At 23.6% G+C, this 18,191-nt stretch carries 15 protein-coding genes; 7 read left to right on the top strand and 8 right to left on the bottom strand.

Translation table 11 applies throughout. The annotated features are described in order from the left end of the window. Nucleotides 1–4 precede the first annotated feature (4 nt). The 3 genes from ACZ5EC_RS07355 to ppdK all read right to left on the bottom strand — a co-directional run bounded on the left by ACZ5EC_RS07355 (nt 5) and on the right by ppdK (nt 5,277). Nucleotides 5–967 (bottom strand): RnfABCDGE type electron transport complex subunit D, encoded by a 963-nt coding sequence (locus ACZ5EC_RS07355; protein WP_464301838.1) that lies wholly within the window; start codon nt 965–967, stop codon nt 5–7. A 61-nt stretch (nt 968–1,028) separates the two neighbouring features. Then, a complete protein-coding gene (gene rsxC / locus ACZ5EC_RS07350; protein WP_464301837.1) occupies nt 1,029–2,354 on the bottom strand; it encodes an electron transport complex subunit RsxC in 1,326 nt (441 codons plus the stop codon). Nucleotides 2,355–2,568: 214 nt separating this feature from the next. After that, complete coding sequence (gene ppdK, locus ACZ5EC_RS07345) at nt 2,569–5,277, bottom strand: pyruvate, phosphate dikinase (protein ID WP_464301836.1); 2,709 nt, start codon at nt 5,275–5,277, stop codon at nt 2,569–2,571. Between the two features lie 495 nt (nt 5,278–5,772). Here ppdK and ACZ5EC_RS07340 point away from each other — a divergent pair, with 495 nt between their 5' ends. The 4 genes from ACZ5EC_RS07340 to ACZ5EC_RS07325 all read left to right on the top strand — a co-directional run bounded on the left by ACZ5EC_RS07340 (nt 5,773) and on the right by ACZ5EC_RS07325 (nt 9,548). Then, nucleotides 5,773–6,045: a FeoA domain-containing protein gene (locus ACZ5EC_RS07340; protein WP_464301835.1), complete on the top strand. Its 273-nt coding sequence runs from the start codon at nt 5,773–5,775 to the stop codon at nt 6,043–6,045. 31 nt (nt 6,046–6,076) lie between these two features. After that, nucleotides 6,077–6,691, top strand: a complete 615-nt coding sequence (locus ACZ5EC_RS07335) for a nucleoside-diphosphate kinase (protein ID WP_464301834.1) — start codon at nt 6,077–6,079, stop codon at nt 6,689–6,691. 55 nt (nt 6,692–6,746) lie between these two features. Then, nucleotides 6,747–7,841: a pyridoxal-phosphate-dependent aminotransferase family protein gene (locus ACZ5EC_RS07330; protein ID WP_464301833.1), complete on the top strand. Its 1,095-nt coding sequence runs from the start codon at nt 6,747–6,749 to the stop codon at nt 7,839–7,841. A gap of 489 nt (nt 7,842–8,330) precedes the next feature. After that, entirely contained in the window at nt 8,331–9,548 is a 1,218-nt protein-coding gene (locus tag ACZ5EC_RS07325; protein WP_464301832.1) for a PilZ domain-containing protein, read from the top strand. A 4-nt stretch (nt 9,549–9,552) separates the two neighbouring features. On the opposite strand, the gene ACZ5EC_RS07320 is transcribed toward ACZ5EC_RS07325, so the two are convergent. From ACZ5EC_RS07320 to ACZ5EC_RS07300, 5 genes are all read right to left on the bottom strand, one after another. Beyond that, nucleotides 9,553–11,124: a hypothetical protein gene (locus ACZ5EC_RS07320; RefSeq protein ID WP_464301831.1), complete on the bottom strand. Its 1,572-nt coding sequence runs from the start codon at nt 11,122–11,124 to the stop codon at nt 9,553–9,555. Nucleotides 11,125–11,142: 18 nt separating this feature from the next. Beyond that, nucleotides 11,143–11,898, bottom strand: coding sequence for an ABC transporter ATP-binding protein (locus ACZ5EC_RS07315; RefSeq protein ID WP_464301830.1), 756 nt, complete (start codon nt 11,896–11,898; stop codon nt 11,143–11,145). Nucleotides 11,899–11,925: 27 nt separating this feature from the next. After that, nucleotides 11,926–13,758 (bottom strand): ComEC/Rec2 family competence protein, encoded by a 1,833-nt coding sequence (locus ACZ5EC_RS07310; protein WP_464301829.1) that lies wholly within the window; start codon nt 13,756–13,758, stop codon nt 11,926–11,928. Beyond that, nucleotides 13,724–14,653 carry an orotidine-5'-phosphate decarboxylase gene (gene pyrF / locus ACZ5EC_RS07305; protein ID WP_464301828.1) on the bottom strand — a complete coding sequence of 310 codons (930 nt, stop codon included), beginning with the start codon at nt 14,651–14,653 and terminating at the stop codon, nt 13,724–13,726. Before pyrF ends, ACZ5EC_RS07310 begins: the two co-directional genes overlap by 35 nt. An 80-nt stretch (nt 14,654–14,733) precedes the next feature. Next, the gene (locus tag ACZ5EC_RS07300; protein ID WP_464301827.1) at nt 14,734–15,408 is read right to left on the bottom strand and encodes a JAB domain-containing protein; all 675 of its coding nucleotides are present in this window, start codon (nt 15,406–15,408) and stop codon (nt 14,734–14,736) included. Nucleotides 15,409–15,660: 252 nt separating this feature from the next. Between ACZ5EC_RS07300 and ACZ5EC_RS07295 the strand changes: the two genes are divergently transcribed. From ACZ5EC_RS07295 to ACZ5EC_RS07285, 3 genes are all read left to right on the top strand, one after another. Beyond that, on the top strand, nt 15,661–16,032 hold the full coding sequence (locus tag ACZ5EC_RS07295; protein ID WP_464301826.1) for a GntR family transcriptional regulator: 372 nt from the start codon (nt 15,661–15,663) through the stop codon (nt 16,030–16,032). A gap of 158 nt (nt 16,033–16,190) precedes the next feature. Next, nucleotides 16,191–16,895: an ABC transporter ATP-binding protein gene (locus tag ACZ5EC_RS07290; RefSeq protein WP_464301825.1), complete on the top strand. Its 705-nt coding sequence runs from the start codon at nt 16,191–16,193 to the stop codon at nt 16,893–16,895. Next, nucleotides 16,882–17,646 carry an ABC transporter permease subunit gene (locus ACZ5EC_RS07285; protein WP_464301824.1) on the top strand — a complete coding sequence of 255 codons (765 nt, stop codon included), beginning with the start codon at nt 16,882–16,884 and terminating at the stop codon, nt 17,644–17,646. The genes ACZ5EC_RS07290 and ACZ5EC_RS07285 overlap by 14 nt, the downstream gene beginning before the upstream one ends. Nucleotides 17,647–18,191 lie beyond the last annotated feature (545 nt).

The raw sequence follows: 18,191 nt of genomic DNA, 5'->3' as shown, positions 1-18,191 counted from the left end.
TATATTAGGTACCGAAAACTTTATTTTTTACATATCTATTAATTAGAGGAGTAAACGCATTCATAATTAATATAGAATACATTACACCTTCAGGAAATCCTCCAAACAACCTGATAATTACAACTAAGATTCCTGCTCCTATACCAAATATAATATTACCCCAATCAGTGTAAGGAGAAGTTACCATATCAGTTGCCATATAAAATGCACCCAACATTAACCCACCTGCAAAAAGATGATAAACAGGAGATGGATATATAGAAGGATTAACAAAATAAAATATTCCACCAAATACAAATACTGTTGTCAAGTATGACACAACAAGTTTCCAGTTAACATATTTTAAAAATATTAAAACTAATCCACCTAAGATAATTAAAATTGCTGAAGTTTCGCCAATACATCCACCAGTTTGTCCAAAAAGAAGATTAATTGTTCTTTCAAATACTTTGTCAAACTTAGCAGAAGCTAAAGGGGTTGCACTACTTATTGCATCAGGTAATCCTGTAAAAACTCTTTTTGCTGGTTCCCATGTAGTCATTTGTACAGGATATGCAGCAGCTAAAAATGCTCTTCCTATTAATGCAGGATTGAAAATATTATGACCAAGTCCTCCAAAAAGAGATTTTCCTAAAAATATTGCAATAAATGCACCTAATGCAACATAACCCCAGGAAATAGTTGGGGGTAAAGTCATAACAAGCAATAAACCTGTTATAATTGCTGATCCATCTAGAATACTATTCCATGATCTTTTTCTTAAAATATTTATAATCGCTTCAGTTAACATAGCTGTTACAACTGAAACAACATATAACATGATTACTTTTGAACCAAAGTAAAAAATAGACATTATTATCGCTGGTAATAAAGTTAAAATAACGGTATACATTATTTTAGTAATGGAAATATCTTCTCTAATATGAGGAGAAGAAGTTAATACAAACCCTTCTTGTTTACTTGCCATTATTTTATCTCCTTTTGATAATCTATTAAAATTTAGTTTTTAATCCATAATTGTTTTAACTTTATAAACCTTTAACTTTAATATAATTTTTTGCATATCTAATCCATGCAACAATATTAATTTTAGCAGGACATTCATAAGCACAGGAACCACATTCCATACAATCATATAAGTTATAATTTTTAATATCATCCCATTTTTTATATTTTGCTAAAGCTGCGAGTCTATTTGGTAACAAATTCATTGGACATACTGATACACATCTACCACATTTAATACAAGCATGTTCATCTTCAACTTTTACAACATCAGAAGTTAAAAATAAAAGGCCTGATGTTCCCTTCATTACAGAATAATCTAAAGAAGGTAAAGCAATACCCATCATAGGTCCACCCATAATAACTTTTTCAACATTTTCTTTTATTCCACCACAATATGAAACAATATAATCTATAGGAGTTCCAATGGGTGCTAAAATATTTTTTGGTTCATTTATACCATCACCTGTTACTGTTAAAACCCTTTCAATTAAAGGTTTATCAAAATAAATGGCTTCATAAACCGCATTTAATGTACCTACATTAGAAACTAAGGCTCCTACTTCAAAAGGTAGTTTCCCGGATGGAACTTCCCTTCCTGAAACTGCTTTTATAAGCATTTTTTCACCACCCTGAGGATACTTGGTTTTTAATGCTACAACCTCTATAGGTAAATGGCTATATTTCAAAGCAACTTCTGAAACTTTTTCTATTGCATCTTTTTTATTTATCTCAATACCAAAATAAATCTTTTTAAAATTAAAAATGTGATGGACAATTTCTATCCCTTTAATAATACTTTCAGTTTTTTCAATCATTAATCTATGATCACATGTTAAATAAGGTTCACATTCAGCCCCATTAATAACAAATATATCAACATTTTTATCTTTAGGAGGATTATATTTTACTGATGTTGGAAAAGTAGCTCCACCCATTCCAACAATACCAGCTTGTTGAATTTTATTTAAAATTGAATCTTTATCCAGAGAATCTAAATCAATATTTTTTTCTTCCCATACAAAAGAATCTGTTTTCTCCTTATCAACAATTATTTCAACATAATTTGCAACTTTCCCACCAGGTAAAGGTTTTGGTGTAATAGATTTTATTTTTCCAGCAACTGGTGAATGGATGTTAGCTGAAATAAAACCCGCACTTTCACCAATTAATTCTCCAACATTAACCTCATCTCCTCTTTTTTTTATTAATTTTGCAGGAGCTCCAAGATGTTGGGTAAGTGATACAATAACTTTTTCTGGTAAAGGGATTTTTTCAATATTTTTCTTTGAAGTATAGTGTTTATTATATTTAGGATGCACACCTTTTTTAAAAGTTTTAAGTTGCATTATAATCTCCTATACAATTTTAAACATTTTTTTTTGAATTTATAATTTTCAAAAAAAAAATCAAGAAATAGTTAAATTTTTCTTATTTTATTAGGAAATAAAAAAGGGGGAAGCCTTTATACTTCCCCCTTTTATAGGTTTTGACATTTCAAATATTTATTAACATATGATTTAGTTAATAAACTAACATAAATCAATCTGCAATATAACATTTCTATTTTTTATTTTTTAATGCAGCCTGTGCAGCAGCTAATCTTGCTATAGGAACTCTATATGGAGAGCAGGATACATAATTCATATTTACTTTATGGCAGAATTCTACTGATTTTGGTTCTCCACCATGCTCACCACAAATCCCTACTTTTAAGTTTGGTCTTGTACTTCTACCTTTTTCAATACCAATTTTAACCAATTCACCAATACCTTCCTGATCCAATACCTGGAAAGGGTCATCTTCATAAATTTTTAATTCAACATAATCTTTTAAAAATTTACCTGCATCATCTCTTGAAAAACCACATCCCATTTGAGTTAAATCGTTAGTTCCAAATGAGAAAAATTCTGCTTTTCTTGCAATTTGATCAGCTGTAATTGCTGCTCTTGGTACTTCAATCATAGTACCTACTTTATAATCAAGATCAACATTGTACTCTTTTATTATTCTATCTGCAATTTTTCTTGTTTTTTCTTCAAGTATATCAAATTCTTTATAATGTCCTACTAATGGGATCATTATTTCTGGTTCAACTTTTTTATTGTTTTTAACAAGTTCACAAGCAGCTTCAATAATTGCTTCTACCTGCATTTCATAGATATCAGGGAAAGTAATTCCCAATCTACAACCTCTATGACCAAGCATAGGATTAAATTCATGTAATTCAACAATTTTGTTTTTTATTTCATCAACACTCATGCTAAATTTTTTAGAAATTTTTTCAATTTCTTCAATATCATTTTCATGAGGTAAAAATTCATGTAAAGGTGGATCTAAAAGTCTTATAGTAACAGGTAACCCTTCCATTGCTTCAAAAATACCAATAAAATCCTGTTTTTGCATTTTTTTAAGTTCAGCTAAAGGTTTTTTTCTTTCTTCTTCATCATTAGATAAAATCATTGCTCTTACATAATCAATTCTATCACCTTCAAAGAACATATGTTCTGTTCTACAAAGCCCTATACCTTCTGCACCATAAGATCTTGCAACTTTAGCATCTCTTGGAGTATCAGCATTTGTTCTAACACCTAAAGTTCTAAACTCATCAACCCATTTCATAAATATATCTAGTTCACCTTTTAACTCTGGTTTAACAAGTTTTAATTGACCTTTGTAAATATTTCCATTTGAACCATTTAAAGTTATCCAATCACCTTCTTTAAAATAATCTTCACCAAGTTTAAAACCTCTTTCATCTGAATCAAAAACAATATCTCCACATCCTGCAACACAGCATTTACCCATACCTCTTGCAACTACTGCAGCATGAGAAGTCATACCACCACGTGCTGTCAAAATACCTTCTGCTGCATTCATTCCACCAATATCTTCTGGAGAAGTTTCAAGTCTAACAAGAATAACCTTTTTACCATCTGCAGCCCATTTTTCTGCTTCATCTGCAGTAAAAACAACTTGACCAACAGCAGCTCCAGGAGATGCTGGTAAACCTTTACCAGAAGCTTTACCTTTATTTTCTTCCTCAGGGTCAATCATTGGATGTAAAAGCTGATCTAATTGTGAAGGATCTACTCTTAACACTGCTTCCTCTTTTGAAATCAAACCTTCATCAACCATATCAACTGCTATTTTTATTGCTGCTTTAGCTGTTCTTTTACCAGTTCTTGTTTGTAAGAGATACAATTTTCCTTTTTCTATTGTAAATTCCATATCCTGCATATCTCTATAATGTTTCTCAAGTTTATCTTTTATTTCAACCAGCTGTTTATAAACATCAGGCATAATTTCTTCTAAAGAAGGATATTTTTCTCTTCTTACTTTTTCATCAATACCATTAGATTTTGCCCATTCAATTGAACCCTCTTTTGTAATTTCCTGTGGTGTTCTAATTCCAGCAACAACATCTTCACCCTGTGCATTTACTAAAAATTCACCATAAAATTTCTTATCACCAGTAGAAGGATTTCTTGAAAAACATACACCTGTTGCTGAATCATTACCCATATTACCAAAAACCATTGATTGAACATTAACTGCTGTACCTAAAAGTCCTGTAATACCATTAATTTGTCTATATTTTATAGCTCTTTCATTCATCCATGAACCAACAACAGCACCAATAGCTATCCAGAGTTGTTCAACAGGATCTGATGGGAAATCTCTACCCAACTCTTCTCTATATAATGCTTTATATTTTTTAACAACATCTTTTAAGTCATCTGTGTCTAAATCTGTATCGTTTTTTACACCTTTTTCTTTTTTCTTTGCATCTAAAACTGCTTCAAATTTTTTATGTTCAATACCTAATGCAACATCTCCAAACATCTGTAAAAATCTTCTAAATGAATCCCATGCAAACCTGGAATTCCCAGTTAATTTTTCTATTCCTGCAACAACTTCTTCATTTATTCCAAGATTTAATATAGTATCCATCATCCCTGGCATTGATATTGCTGCACCAGATCTAACAGATACTAAAAGTGGATTTGTAGGATCTCCAAACTTTTTCCCTGTTGTTTTTTCAAGCTTTTTCAAGTTTTCTTCAACCTGTTCTTTTAACTCAGGTGGATATTGTTTACCATTTTTATAATAGTAGTCACAAATATCAGCTATAATAGTAAATCCAGGTGGAACAGGAACTCCAATATTTGACATTTCTGCAAGCCCTGCACCTTTTCCACCAAGATGTTCTTTCATGCTTTTATTACCTTCAGCACCATCAGGTCCAAAAAAATAAACATATTTTTGCATTTAAACCTCCTTTTATTTAACAAAATATATTTTAATATTTATATTACTATTCATTCTTTTTTATAAAATACATATTATAAATTACATAAATATAATCTAATATAAAATCGCTAAAAATATGTAAACATTCAATATAAAATTTTTAATATCAAATTAAATCAATTTTGAATTTTAATAATTTATATAAAAATAAAACATATTTTATTAAAATGTAATAATTTATTAAAAATAAATCAAACAAAAACTAAATTTTAGTAAAATAATTTTCCTTCACTTAATTAAACTAAATTAAAAAAAATAACAACAATAAATGTAATTAAAAAAAAATCAAAAATAAATTTATTTTTTTTTAAAATATTTTATAGTAAAGTTAGTAAAAAATATATGTATTTCATCTTTTAGTAAATTTTTAACAATTATTAATAAAAGTCAATACTTTTTTGTTGCTATATTAAAGTATTTAAAGGCCATATATTATTTTGTTAGGATACTATAATGGATAATACAAACAATATTCAAGTTTATACTAATTTGCTTAAATTAAATACTAATGTCCCATTTGTAATAAAGAGACTCTCCCTTCCAGTTAGTGTAAAAAATCGTTTATCTTCTATCAATCTAATTGAAGGAAGAATTTATACTATAAATAAATTTACACTAAATGGAATAATATTATTTGATATAAAATATAAAACTAAAATTTTTCTTGGAAAAAATATAGCATCAAAAATTGAAGTTGATAAATTAATAAATAAATCCATTAATTGATATTAAAAATAATTTTTCAAGGAGAAACATTATGAGTAAAGAATTATCATTAGTATTAATTAAACCAGACGGAGTAGAATTATCTTTAACTGGTGAGATAATCTCTCATCTTGAAAGAGAAGATCTGTTTTTAGTAGGTGCAAAGGCTGTTAATGTAACAAAAAAATTAGCTCAAAATCATTATTATGAACATAAAGATAAATTTTTTTATGAAGGTGCCGTTGAATATTTAATGGGGCTTTATCATAATTTTCAATGGGTTTATGCTTTTGTTTATTATGGTGAAAATGCATGTTCAAAAATTAGAAATATTGTTGGGAATACAAATCCTATGGTAAGAGAAGAAGGAAAAAAAATTATAACTTTAAGACAAAAATATGGGAAAAATGTTGTAGTTAGAGATTCCAGGGGGAGTGAAAAAATTGTTGATGGTCATGTACTTATAAGATTTGAAAATGTGGTCCATGCTTCAGAAAGTTCTCATTCTGAATATGAAGTAAAACTCTGGTTTTCACCTGATGAAATTTTAGAAAACTATAGATTATATGACTATAAAGAAATTGAATTAAAAGACAATAAAGGTAATATATTTAAAAAACTGGTATGGACAAAAACTGCATTAGATTTACAAAAGGAATTATTTTAATTTTATATTAAATATATATTAACTTATGAAAAAAATATATTAATAGACAAAAAAGATGAAATTTAATAATATTAAAAATTTTAATAGAAAAATAAACCTTTTACCAGGTCCCGTATGGATTCCAGCTGAAACAAAAAAAATACTTAAATTACAAATTATTTCACAAAGAAGTAAAGATTTTGAAAGGATTTATTTTCTGGTACAGGATAATATAAAAAAGATAATTGATAACATTGATGGGGAAATTATTTTATTAACAGGTTCTGGTACTTTAGCAATGGAAGCTGCCATTGCTAATTTAATTAATGGAAATAGTTATCCTTTAGTAATTATAAATGGTAAATTCGGAATGAGATTTTCTGAAATACTATCATCATTTAATATTAAGTATGATATTATTGACTTCAAGTTCTTAAAAAATTATAATTATAATTTAATTGAAAACAAATTAAAAACTAACAAATATACCCACCTTTTTTTTCAAGCAACTGAAACTTCCACAGGGAATAAAATTGATTTTAATATCTTAAAACACTTTAAAGAAAAATACAATGTGGATCTTATTTGTGATGCTATTTCCCATATATTATCTGAACCATTTTCACAGAATTTGTATAATATTGATTGTGTTATTCTTGGTAGTCAAAAAGGGTTTAGCATACCTCCTGGACTATCAATAGTTTCTTTGTCTAAAAATTATGTTGAAAAAAGAATTAAATCTAAAAACAAACACTACAATCTATACTATTATGACTTTTCTAAATACTTATATTCACCTCCACCATTCACACCTGCAATTAACCTTATATATGCCCTTTATTATAATACAGATTTAATTCTGAAAATTGGAATTAAAAAGGTTATTGAAAAAAACATTTATACTTCAAAATTAATAAAATCAACATTAAAAAACATAAATATTGAAATATTTCCTGATAATCCATCAAATTCTGTTACTGTATTTTTGCTACAAAATGCTAATTCTTTTGTTGAATTACTTGATAAAAAATACAATATTCTTGTTGGAAAAGGTCAGGATGCTTTGAATAATAAAGTTATAAGAATTGGTCATATGGGATTAACACCTTTAATTTTTTATAAAAAATTAAAAAAGATTTTAATTAAAGAATTATATAAATTAAAAGTGTGATAAATATATTTTAGGCAATGAATAATTTTAAATTACTAATTAAATTTTAAAATTAAAGATTAAAGAATTTTAACAATAAGAATTTAAACAATAAATAGAAAAATATTTACAAATTATACTAAATTGTTTTGATAATTAAAACCATTAACTTAAAAGAAACTATAAATTAAGAAATAAAAAACATAAATCAAAATATTTATAATATCGATTAAAAATAAGTACACAATGTAAAATAAAAAGTTTGAAATTTTTTGTAAATACATTATTTTAAAAATAACTCTTTATAATATTTTTTAAAATTATTTCAATTTAATAGTGAAACAATTTAAGTTTTTATAATTTATAAAATAATTAAAAGTAAAACTTTACAGAATGATTGATTTTTGATATAAAAAAATAGAAGAAATTATTTAAATTTTTATTCATTATAATAATTTTTATTTATTTTAACAAAAACTATTATTTATTTAAATATAATAAGGAATGTAAATGTTAGATGCTCAACTAATAAATGTTTTTACACTTTCTGTAGTAAATGTATTTAAGGAATTTTCAGATATTGTACCAAAGAAAAAAAATGTTTATTTAATAAAAGAAGAGAAAAAGATTATTGGACAGGGACTTGTAATTAAAATTACTGGTAAAATATCAGGGGACATAATAATTGATGTTAATGAAAACTTATATAAAAAAATTATTACACAATACAAAGAAAAGTATCCAGATATTGCAGAAAATATCTCTGAAGAAGATATAAAAGAAATTGATCAATCAATTTTTACAGAAATTGGTAATGCTATTGTTTCTAAAATATCAGCTTATCTTTATAAATTAAATAAGAAATCTGATATAAGCACACCTGTAGTCATTCCTAAAGGGGAATCAATTCAATATGAAAATATTGCTATAATCGAAATGTCAACTCCTTATGGTGGGTTTCAACTTTGTCTTGGTTTGGGTAAGTCTGAATTAGGAAGAAATGTATCACTACTTTTATATGGACTTAATACTGAAATTACAGAATTTTTAACTACAAAATTCATTCCCTTAGGAATAGAAATTATTTCATCAACAACAAAAGAAGGACTTGTAAAATATCTTAAAGAAAAAAAGATAGATCTTTTTATAATTGATTTTTATGCAATAAAAGTAAATCCAGAAATATTTTTAAATTCAATAATTTCTGGACTTGACTATGTTGTTCAAATTATTTTTGGTGTCAATAAATTAGAATTTCAAAAATTAAAAACAATGAAATTAGCAACCAAAACTTATCAAGTAATCGGAATTTACCCAAAAACATATTCTCAAGAACAACTTTTTGAACATATTATAACTTATCTTAAAAAAATCGGTATTAGTGCAAATGAAAAAAGAAAACATATCAGGGTTAACATTCCTGAAAAAACTAGATACTTTATAGCTTTTAAAATTGGGGATCAATTGAAAAAAGCTAGATTGATCGATTTATCAGTTGGTGGAGCTAAGTGTTTGTTAGATAATGAGGAAGATGCAAAATTTATAAAAGTAGGGCTTAAATTAAATTCTGTAGATATGTTTTTGAAATATCAGAGATTAATAATTGACTGCACAATTGTAAATAAAAGTGGAGCTTCTTTTGGTATAAGTTTTAATAATATTATAGAGCAGGATCTACAAACAATATCAAAAGTTATCTTTAAAATTCTTTCTCAGCAAGATTTTTAATCTACTACTCAAATTTTTTTTTACCAATCTTTTTTATATTTACTATTATAAAACCAATAATTAATAAAATAAACAAAATTGGTAAAATATAAGCTCCGATTTTTAATAAAATATTTTTATTAATAACTTTAAAAAATGATTTATTTTTATTTAAAAGTAAAGCAGGAATCTGAACTATCAGAAATGTTAGCAAAAAAATTATAAATTCTAAAATCAATGTTATACCAAAATTTAAAACTTTTTCAGGATATTTATAATCCAATTTTGATCCTTTTTGGTTTACAATATAGATTCCAATAAATGAAGAAAATAAATTTACTATAAAAATAAATGGCAACAATAACAGAAGATCTAAATTAGCTTTTAAAAATATTATAAAAAATAAAATTATAATTATAGCTATTAGAAAGTTATATATTATTGGAATTATTAATTTAAAAACTATCATATTTTCTATTTTAATTGGTAAAGTAAATGTTATACTTTTTGCTTTCAAATCTTCAAATAATAACATGATAGAAAACATTATTGTATAAAAAGCTGAAATTGAAATTGAAATAAACAACGCTCCATATATACTTTTTAAAGCAATTGCATATACAATACCAAAGAGTAGAGGATACAGCAACATAAAGATTGCTTTTTCATTTCTAATAATCAATAATAGATCCTTCTTTAAAAAACTAATTACTTTCAAATTGTTTTTGTAACCTTTTACTTTAAAAGAAATATGTTTTGAGTTAGTTGTTTTGTAAAAACTTGAGAAATTAATTTTATTTAATATGAAATATAGAAAAGTACCAATTATAACTGTAAAACCTAATATATAAAAGAAATAATTAATAGAATTGATTGCAAGTAAAACATATTTCACAGGATTTGAGTTATAATACAAAAAATCTAATTTCTGTATTATAGAGGATATTTTGTTAACATTTTGTGGAGTTTGAAAATAATTTACAACCTGTTCCCTGAATTGTATTACAAATACAAATAGCATAAGTATAATCATCATAAAAATATAAGCTATATATCTTGCTAACTTTTTTGATAATAACTTTGAAAAAATAATTGCAAAAAATATGCTTATAAAAATTAAATCAATAGAATAAATCAAACTTAAAATTATATAATAAATTATTGATAAAATTGAATTCGAATATGTTAATGAAAAACCAATTATTATTGATATTAAAGTACCAATAAATAAAAGGTTATCCTTTAAAGTTATAATTAATTGATATATATAAATATAAACTTTTTTAACTGGTAATGTAGAAAGAAATTCTATTTCTTGATTTTTAAAAAAAGCAAAAACAAAAAATGGAATCAAATTGAATAATCCCATAATAGATAGAAATAAAATAGAATAATATCCAATTAATATAAATAAATTTTTATTTATCTGTGCAATATTTGTAAAAAAAATACTAAATGAATATGTAAAAAATACAAATAAAGAAATTAATATTAAATAAGATACTTTTACCCATATTCCTTTTGTATGACCTTTTTTTCTTCCCCATGAATTAGACCCTTTTAATCCATATTTAAGCAAAAGAAATAATTTTTTCATTTCAAAAACCCTTTTCTATTAAATTAAGCTATCTTTAAAAGATTCTAAATGTTCACTTTCACCTGTAATTTTAAGAAAAAATTCTTCAAGATTTGTTTGTGCTTTTGTTAATATCTCATCCTTTTCTCCTGATAATAAGATCTTTCCTTTATCAATAATTGCAATATGTGTACACAATTTTTGAGCTATATCCAGAATATGAGTTGTTAAAAAAACAGTTTTCCCTCTTTCTACCATTTTTTGAAGATATATTTGTAAAATCTTTATTGATTTTGCATCCAATCCAACGGTGGGTTCATCTAGAAACATTAATTGAGGTTCTCTCATTAAAACGGATAACAAAAGAAGTTTTTGCTTCATTCCATGTGACATTTCTGAAACATATTTTTCAAGAAAATTTATATCAAAAGTTTTTATTAAAGATTCAAGTTTTGAAGTTGTAGATTTTTCATATTTATTATATATTTTCATTATAAATTCTAAAAATTCTCTCCCTTTTAAATTCTCATAAATTACAGGCTCTTCTGGTATTACACCTATTTCACTTTTAATTTTTAATTCATTTTTTTCAAAGTTAAGACCAAATATATTAATATCACCAGATGTAGGTTTCAAAACCCCTGTTAACATTTTTATTGTAGTTGTTTTTCCAGCTCCATTTGGGCCTAAAAATCCAAATATGGTACCTTTGTTAACATCAAAACTTATATTATCTACAGCAATAAAGTCTCTAAATTTTTTGGTTAGATTATTAACATTTATAACTTTTTCCATGATAACTCCATTTATTACTTATTAATTTTAATTTTTAAAATTATTTATTTCAAAAACCTTTCTATCTATATAAAAATATATATACAGGGTTAAAAATACAAAAACTAATATAATAACCATAAAATATTTGTCAATATTTAAACAACTAACTATTAAATGCTTTGTGATACTTTTAAAAATAATATTAACAGAGTGGCTTATATCCAGTAATATATCAGATAATACAAAAAATTGTTTAGATAAAATTGGGATAAATAATCCTAATAATGCAGAATATACTGAAAGTGTTACAATGATAATAACTAAAGGATTAATTAAAAAACTTAAAAAATTAAAACTTTTAAAAAAATGTAAAACAATTACTGATTGAAAAAATGTAATAGAAAATGAAACAAGAAAAAGATCTAAAATAATATTCTCAAACTTTAAAAATTTAGAATAAATTTTTTTGAAAGAATTAAATATTATAAAAATAGAATATATTGCTGATATTGAAAGGATAAAAGAGATACTGGAAATTTGATTTCCTATCAATAAAAAACCAAAAAATATTAAAGAGAATAGAAATTTAGAAGGTTCAAGTTTTCTTTCAGAAAATAAAATAAATATTATTAATAAGAACATAATTATAGCTCTTATAACTGAATATGGGAATTCTGTAAAAAAACCAAATGCAATTATAAAAAATGCAATTATAAAGTAGATTAATTTTTTATTATAAATAAATCTTTTTAAAATAAAAAATAAAAAATTAACTATAATTCCAATATGCAACCCTGATAAAGCCAGTAAATGGGAAGTTTGATTTGTTTGATATAAATTATACAAATATGAATTAATATATCTTCTATCACCTGTTAACAATGAATATAAAAAAGAGGCATTCCATTTATTTAAATTGTTATTAAGTATATTAAACAAAGAATTTCTAATTTTATAAAATAAATTATTATTTCTTTTCAACAAAAAAACAATATGTGATTTAAAATTTAAATAATCAAAGTTTATATAATAATTTGAAATAATATCATCATAATCATTTATAATAAAGATATCACCTTTTTTTAATAAATTATCCCCATTAATATAGATTTTTTTTTCAATTTTTTTATTAAAAAATTTTAAAAACTTTATATAGCTATATTTGTTCTTAATATTTTTTCTATTTAAAAAAATAGATTGGTTTTCTGGTTTTATTTTTATATTTTTAAAATTACCAATTTTAAAATCATTTGAATTATAATTGTTTAAATTAGAGTCTAAATAACTTTTGTAATCAAAACTACATATCCCAATTATATTAGCAGTATAGTAATTTTTCTGAAAATACCCTTTTAAATTTGAATTAATTTTTATTATAAAATAAATATTTTTTAAATTATCAGTATTTAAATCATAAATATTGTTTAATTTCCCAATATTTTTTATATTATTTTGAATTTTAAAATAACTAAAAAATTTTTCAAAATTATTATTTCCAGATTTTAATACAAAAGCAAGTGGATAATTTGAAGTCTCATATAATATAGATATACAAAAAATAAAAAATAAAAAAATAAGAATAAAAAATATTAAAAGATTTTTAGGTATTAAACTTTTATTTAGATAAAATTTATTATTTAATTTTAAGCTTTTTATAACATTTTTTAAAAAAGTAAATTTAGTTAATTTTATTTCAATAAAATAATAGAAAATAATATATAGAATTGCTAAAATTAAAATTATTGGTTTTATTTTTTCATAAAAATAGAAATATCTATACCAAAATGAATTAAAAAAATAGACTAATAAATATAAAATCCCTGCAAATACAATAAAAAAGAAACTATCTTGTTTTATAAATTTTATTAAACTCTTCATAAGCCTCTTCAACAGCCCTTATAGAAGCATTAATAAAATCACTTTCTTTCATATTATATTTTTTATAAGCATACAAGATTCCTCTTGATGAATTCACAATTGCACCAACTCTATCATGTAAAAAAGCAAATTTTAAATTACCAATATCTCCACCCTGAGATTGAAATCCAGGAACAAGGAAAAAAGTATTTTGATATTTTTCTCTCAATTCTTTTAAAGTTTCTGGATATGTTGCACCAATAACAAGACCTGCATTAGTAAATCCATATTCCCCCACATATTTTTTACTAATATTATAAACAATATCAGCAACATATTCATAAACTCTTTTTCCATTGCACTTTAAATCTTGAATTTGAAAAGCAGATTTATTTGAGGTTTTAGCAAGAACAAATATACCTTTATCAAATTTAACTGCATTTTCTAGAAATGGATTAATCCCATCCTCTCCTAAATATCCATTCACAGTTAATAGATCAGACTCAAAATTATCAATATGAATGTCTTTAAAACTATACTTTGATAAAAAAGTATTAGCATAAGCTTTTGAAGTTGAACCAATATCATTTCTTTTACCATCTAAAATTGTAATAATATTATTTTCTCTCAAATATTCTAAAGTTTTTTTCAAAACAGATAACCCTTCAATTCCCAACACCTCATAAAATGCTATTTGAGGTTTAAAAGCTGGTACATAACTTTTGAGGTTATCTATAATAACCTTATTAAAATCAAATACACTTTGAGCAATTGCATTTTGATTTTTCCCATATTTTTTAAAATTCTCTTCAAATATAAATTCAGGTATAAGATCCAGATGAGGATCTAACCCAACACATAAAGGTAAACCTTTATCTTTAATCTTTTTTATCAATACATCAAAAATGTTTTCCAAATTTTTCTCCCCGTTTTATTTAACTATAATATTTTTTAGACTTTAAAATTAATAAATTTTTATCATTATAATTTTTTTTTTCAATATAAATCCCCTTTCTCTTTCATTGAATAATAACTTTCATCTGTTACTATAATATGGTCTAATAATATGAACCCTATCTCTTTACAAATTTTTTTTAATTTTTTTGTAAAAAAAAGATCCTGTTCTGAAGGAGATAAATCTCCAGAAGGATGATTATGCACAATTATTAATCCTTTAGAATCATATTTTAATGCATCAATCAATATATCTTTTATCAAAATAATTGCAAAATCGGAAGATCCCATTGAAATTAAACTCTTTCCTAGAAGTTTTTGCTTAACATTAAAATAAAAACACCAAACTTTTTCTTTTTTCCCCTGAAACAAAGAATAATATTTTTTATATAACTGATAAGGTGTATAAATATATTCTTCACCATCTTTAACCCTGTAAATTCTTTTTCCTAACTCCATCAAAGCTAGAAATTTTAAATACATATTATTTTTATTATTCTTTAATGAATAATTTAAATCTCTATTTGAACTACTGTTATCAACATTAGAATCATTAATAATTTTCCTGATATTTCTTTCAATATATTTTACAATATCTTTTTTATCAGAAAAATTTGTTTTTTCTAAAAATTCAATAAATTCTTCAAAAGGTGTAATATCATCAAAAATAATTTTAAAAAGTTTTCCAAGACTAACCTTTTCAATTAATTCAACCATGCTTCTCCCCTTTCTATTATATTTTTCTTCTTTTTTATATATAGACAATATTTTGTTCAAAAAAGATGCTTGACAAATTAATTTTCTGTATTATATATTGTAATACAGAAGTTAGATTTATTTTTTTAATTTACAAATAAATTATTAGTTAAAATTGTTTTAGATTTTAAATTATTATTTAATTTTAAATTTTTATTTATTTTGTATATTTTATTGATTTAGTTTATTAAAATAAAAAATAATAGAGACTTAATGTTAAAAATTGAGTTAAACCATCATTTATCTATTCCTATTTATTCTCAAATTGTTGATCAAATAAAAAAAAATATTGCAAAAGATATAATAAAAAAAGGTGAAAAATTACCATCCGTAAGAGAATTAGCTTTATTTTTAAAGGTAAACCCAAATACTGTTGCTAAAGCTTATAAAATATTAATAGATGAAAATATTTGTGAATCACAACCTAAGAAAGGGATTTTTGTATCAAAATCAGGGAAAAGAGAATCTGATTTAGTATTTATACAAAAGAAAATAGAATCTATTCTAATTGAAGCTAAAGCTAAAAATATTAGTTTAGAATCCCTAATAAATATTTTTAATGATACTATAAAAAAATATTACTAAAACGTTTAAACATTAAATAATAAAAAATGTAAAAAAAGAATTTTTAATTTTAAATTTTATAAAAATAAATTAAAATAAAATAATTTTAAATAAAATTAACTTATTAACTTTTTAAATCATATTGAAATTTTAATTAACAAAATTTAAGGGTAAAATATATGAATAAAGAAAATGTTGTTAGTTTACAAAACATTACCAAATTTTACAAAAAAACAAAAGCCTTAAATAATCTTAATTTATCAATACCAAAAGGTGAAATAACTTCTCTGATTGGTCCAAATGGAGCTGGGAAAACTACAACTTTAAAAATAATTGCTGGATTTATAAAAAATTATTCCGGATCAATAAAAAAAAATTTTAATTCATTTTCATATGTTCCAGAAGAAAAGATTTTGTATAGTAATTATAATGTTGAAAATCTATTAAAATTTAACCAGTATTTCAACTCTAAATTTAATAAAGATATTCAAAATAAATTAATTGATATATTTAAAATCAATATAAAAAAATCTTTTCGTGACCTTTCTATGGGACAAAAAACCGGGTTATATCTTACTATTGAATTTTCCAGAGATACCTGTTTTTATATTCTTGATGAACCAACTTCTGCTTTAGATCCACTAATGAAGGAAAGTTTTTTTACTTTTTTAAAAGAATACAACATAAAATATGGAAAAACTATTTTAATTGCTTCTCATATTCTGGAAGAAATAGAAAATTTAACTGATAATGTTGCAATTATAAAAAATGGAAAAATCATAGTATCCGACAATCTTGATACATTAAAAGAAAAATATAACAAACCATTAAAGGAGATTTTTCTCAATATTTTTAATCAGGAGAAAGATAATGTTATATATTAAAGAAATATATGATCGTAGGGGAAAAATAATCTTTTCTATCTTATTGATTCTTGTATTAATTTTGGTTTTAGCTTTTACTAAAGATTATACAATTTCAATATTAAAAAAATTAAATACTCAAGAGTTGAACAAACTTCCATTTAGTTCAACATATATCAATCCTGTTATTCAAAAACTTGAAGCTGATTTTGATTTTTATTTTTATTCTCAATGGCTTGGAAAAAATTTTATACAATTTATGTTTCTTTTTGCAATAATGTTTTCTTTTTCAATCTTTTCTAAAGAAAAAGAAAATAAAACTTTTTATTACTTACTTTCAATATTTCCAAGAAAGAAAATCTACCATACCAAAGTATTGGTATCCTATCTTTCTTTTGCACTGATTACTATAATCGGAGTGATTTCTGTTTATATTCCTTATCTTATTTTCAAAAAACCTGCACCAATAAATTATATTTTATATATACCAACAGTACTTCTATTTTTTAGTTATCTTTTTTTTGTTGAAACAATTATTTCAATTCTATCACAAAATTCATTAACACCAGTTATTTTTGGATTAATTATAACTATCTTAATTATATTCTTTGAAGCAACTGGAATTTCTAATATTAAACTTTTAACCTATATCTTAAATCCTTTAATTCTTTATAGTGGTTATTTCCCATGGGTATTTGTTATTTTATCTTTAATAATTAATAGTATCTTATATTTTATAGGATATTATATATTTAAAAAAATAGATTTTTAAGTACTATTCTTAAGTTATAAAAAATATTAGATAATAAATAATAAAAATAAAAAATAGAGTAAGATAAAAAGAACAAAAATTAAAAAAAAGGTTAAAACAAAAATAAAAAAGTATAGAAATATAAAAAGAACAAAAATGTAAATATAATGAAGATTAAAAAAAGAATGAAAAGACAAGATTGTAAAATATTATATTAAAAATAATAAATTTAAAAAAATAATAAAAATAAAAATTAAAATAAAAATGAAAAAAATATATTAAAAGCAAAAATTAAAAAAAATTTATAAAAATAAAATTAGGAGATGTGATAAAAATCAATAGCAGGGGATAAAGAAACTGCTTTCAGGCAACGAAAATAAACCTGAAAGCAGATAGGCTTAGGTTCGACATTTAATTTGGTCAAAAAGACCGTTTAGGAGAATGAAGAGCCTACAGCCGAATCAACATAATAATCGGATTTTAACAATCCAGATTGAATAGGAGAATGGATTATTCTCTGTAATAAATATCGTAAAGAATCTGCTTTCAATTAAAAAAAAATAATT

The organism is Exilispira thermophila (assembly GCF_055389015.1).
This window is presented reverse-complemented; position numbering and strand designations above follow the sequence as displayed.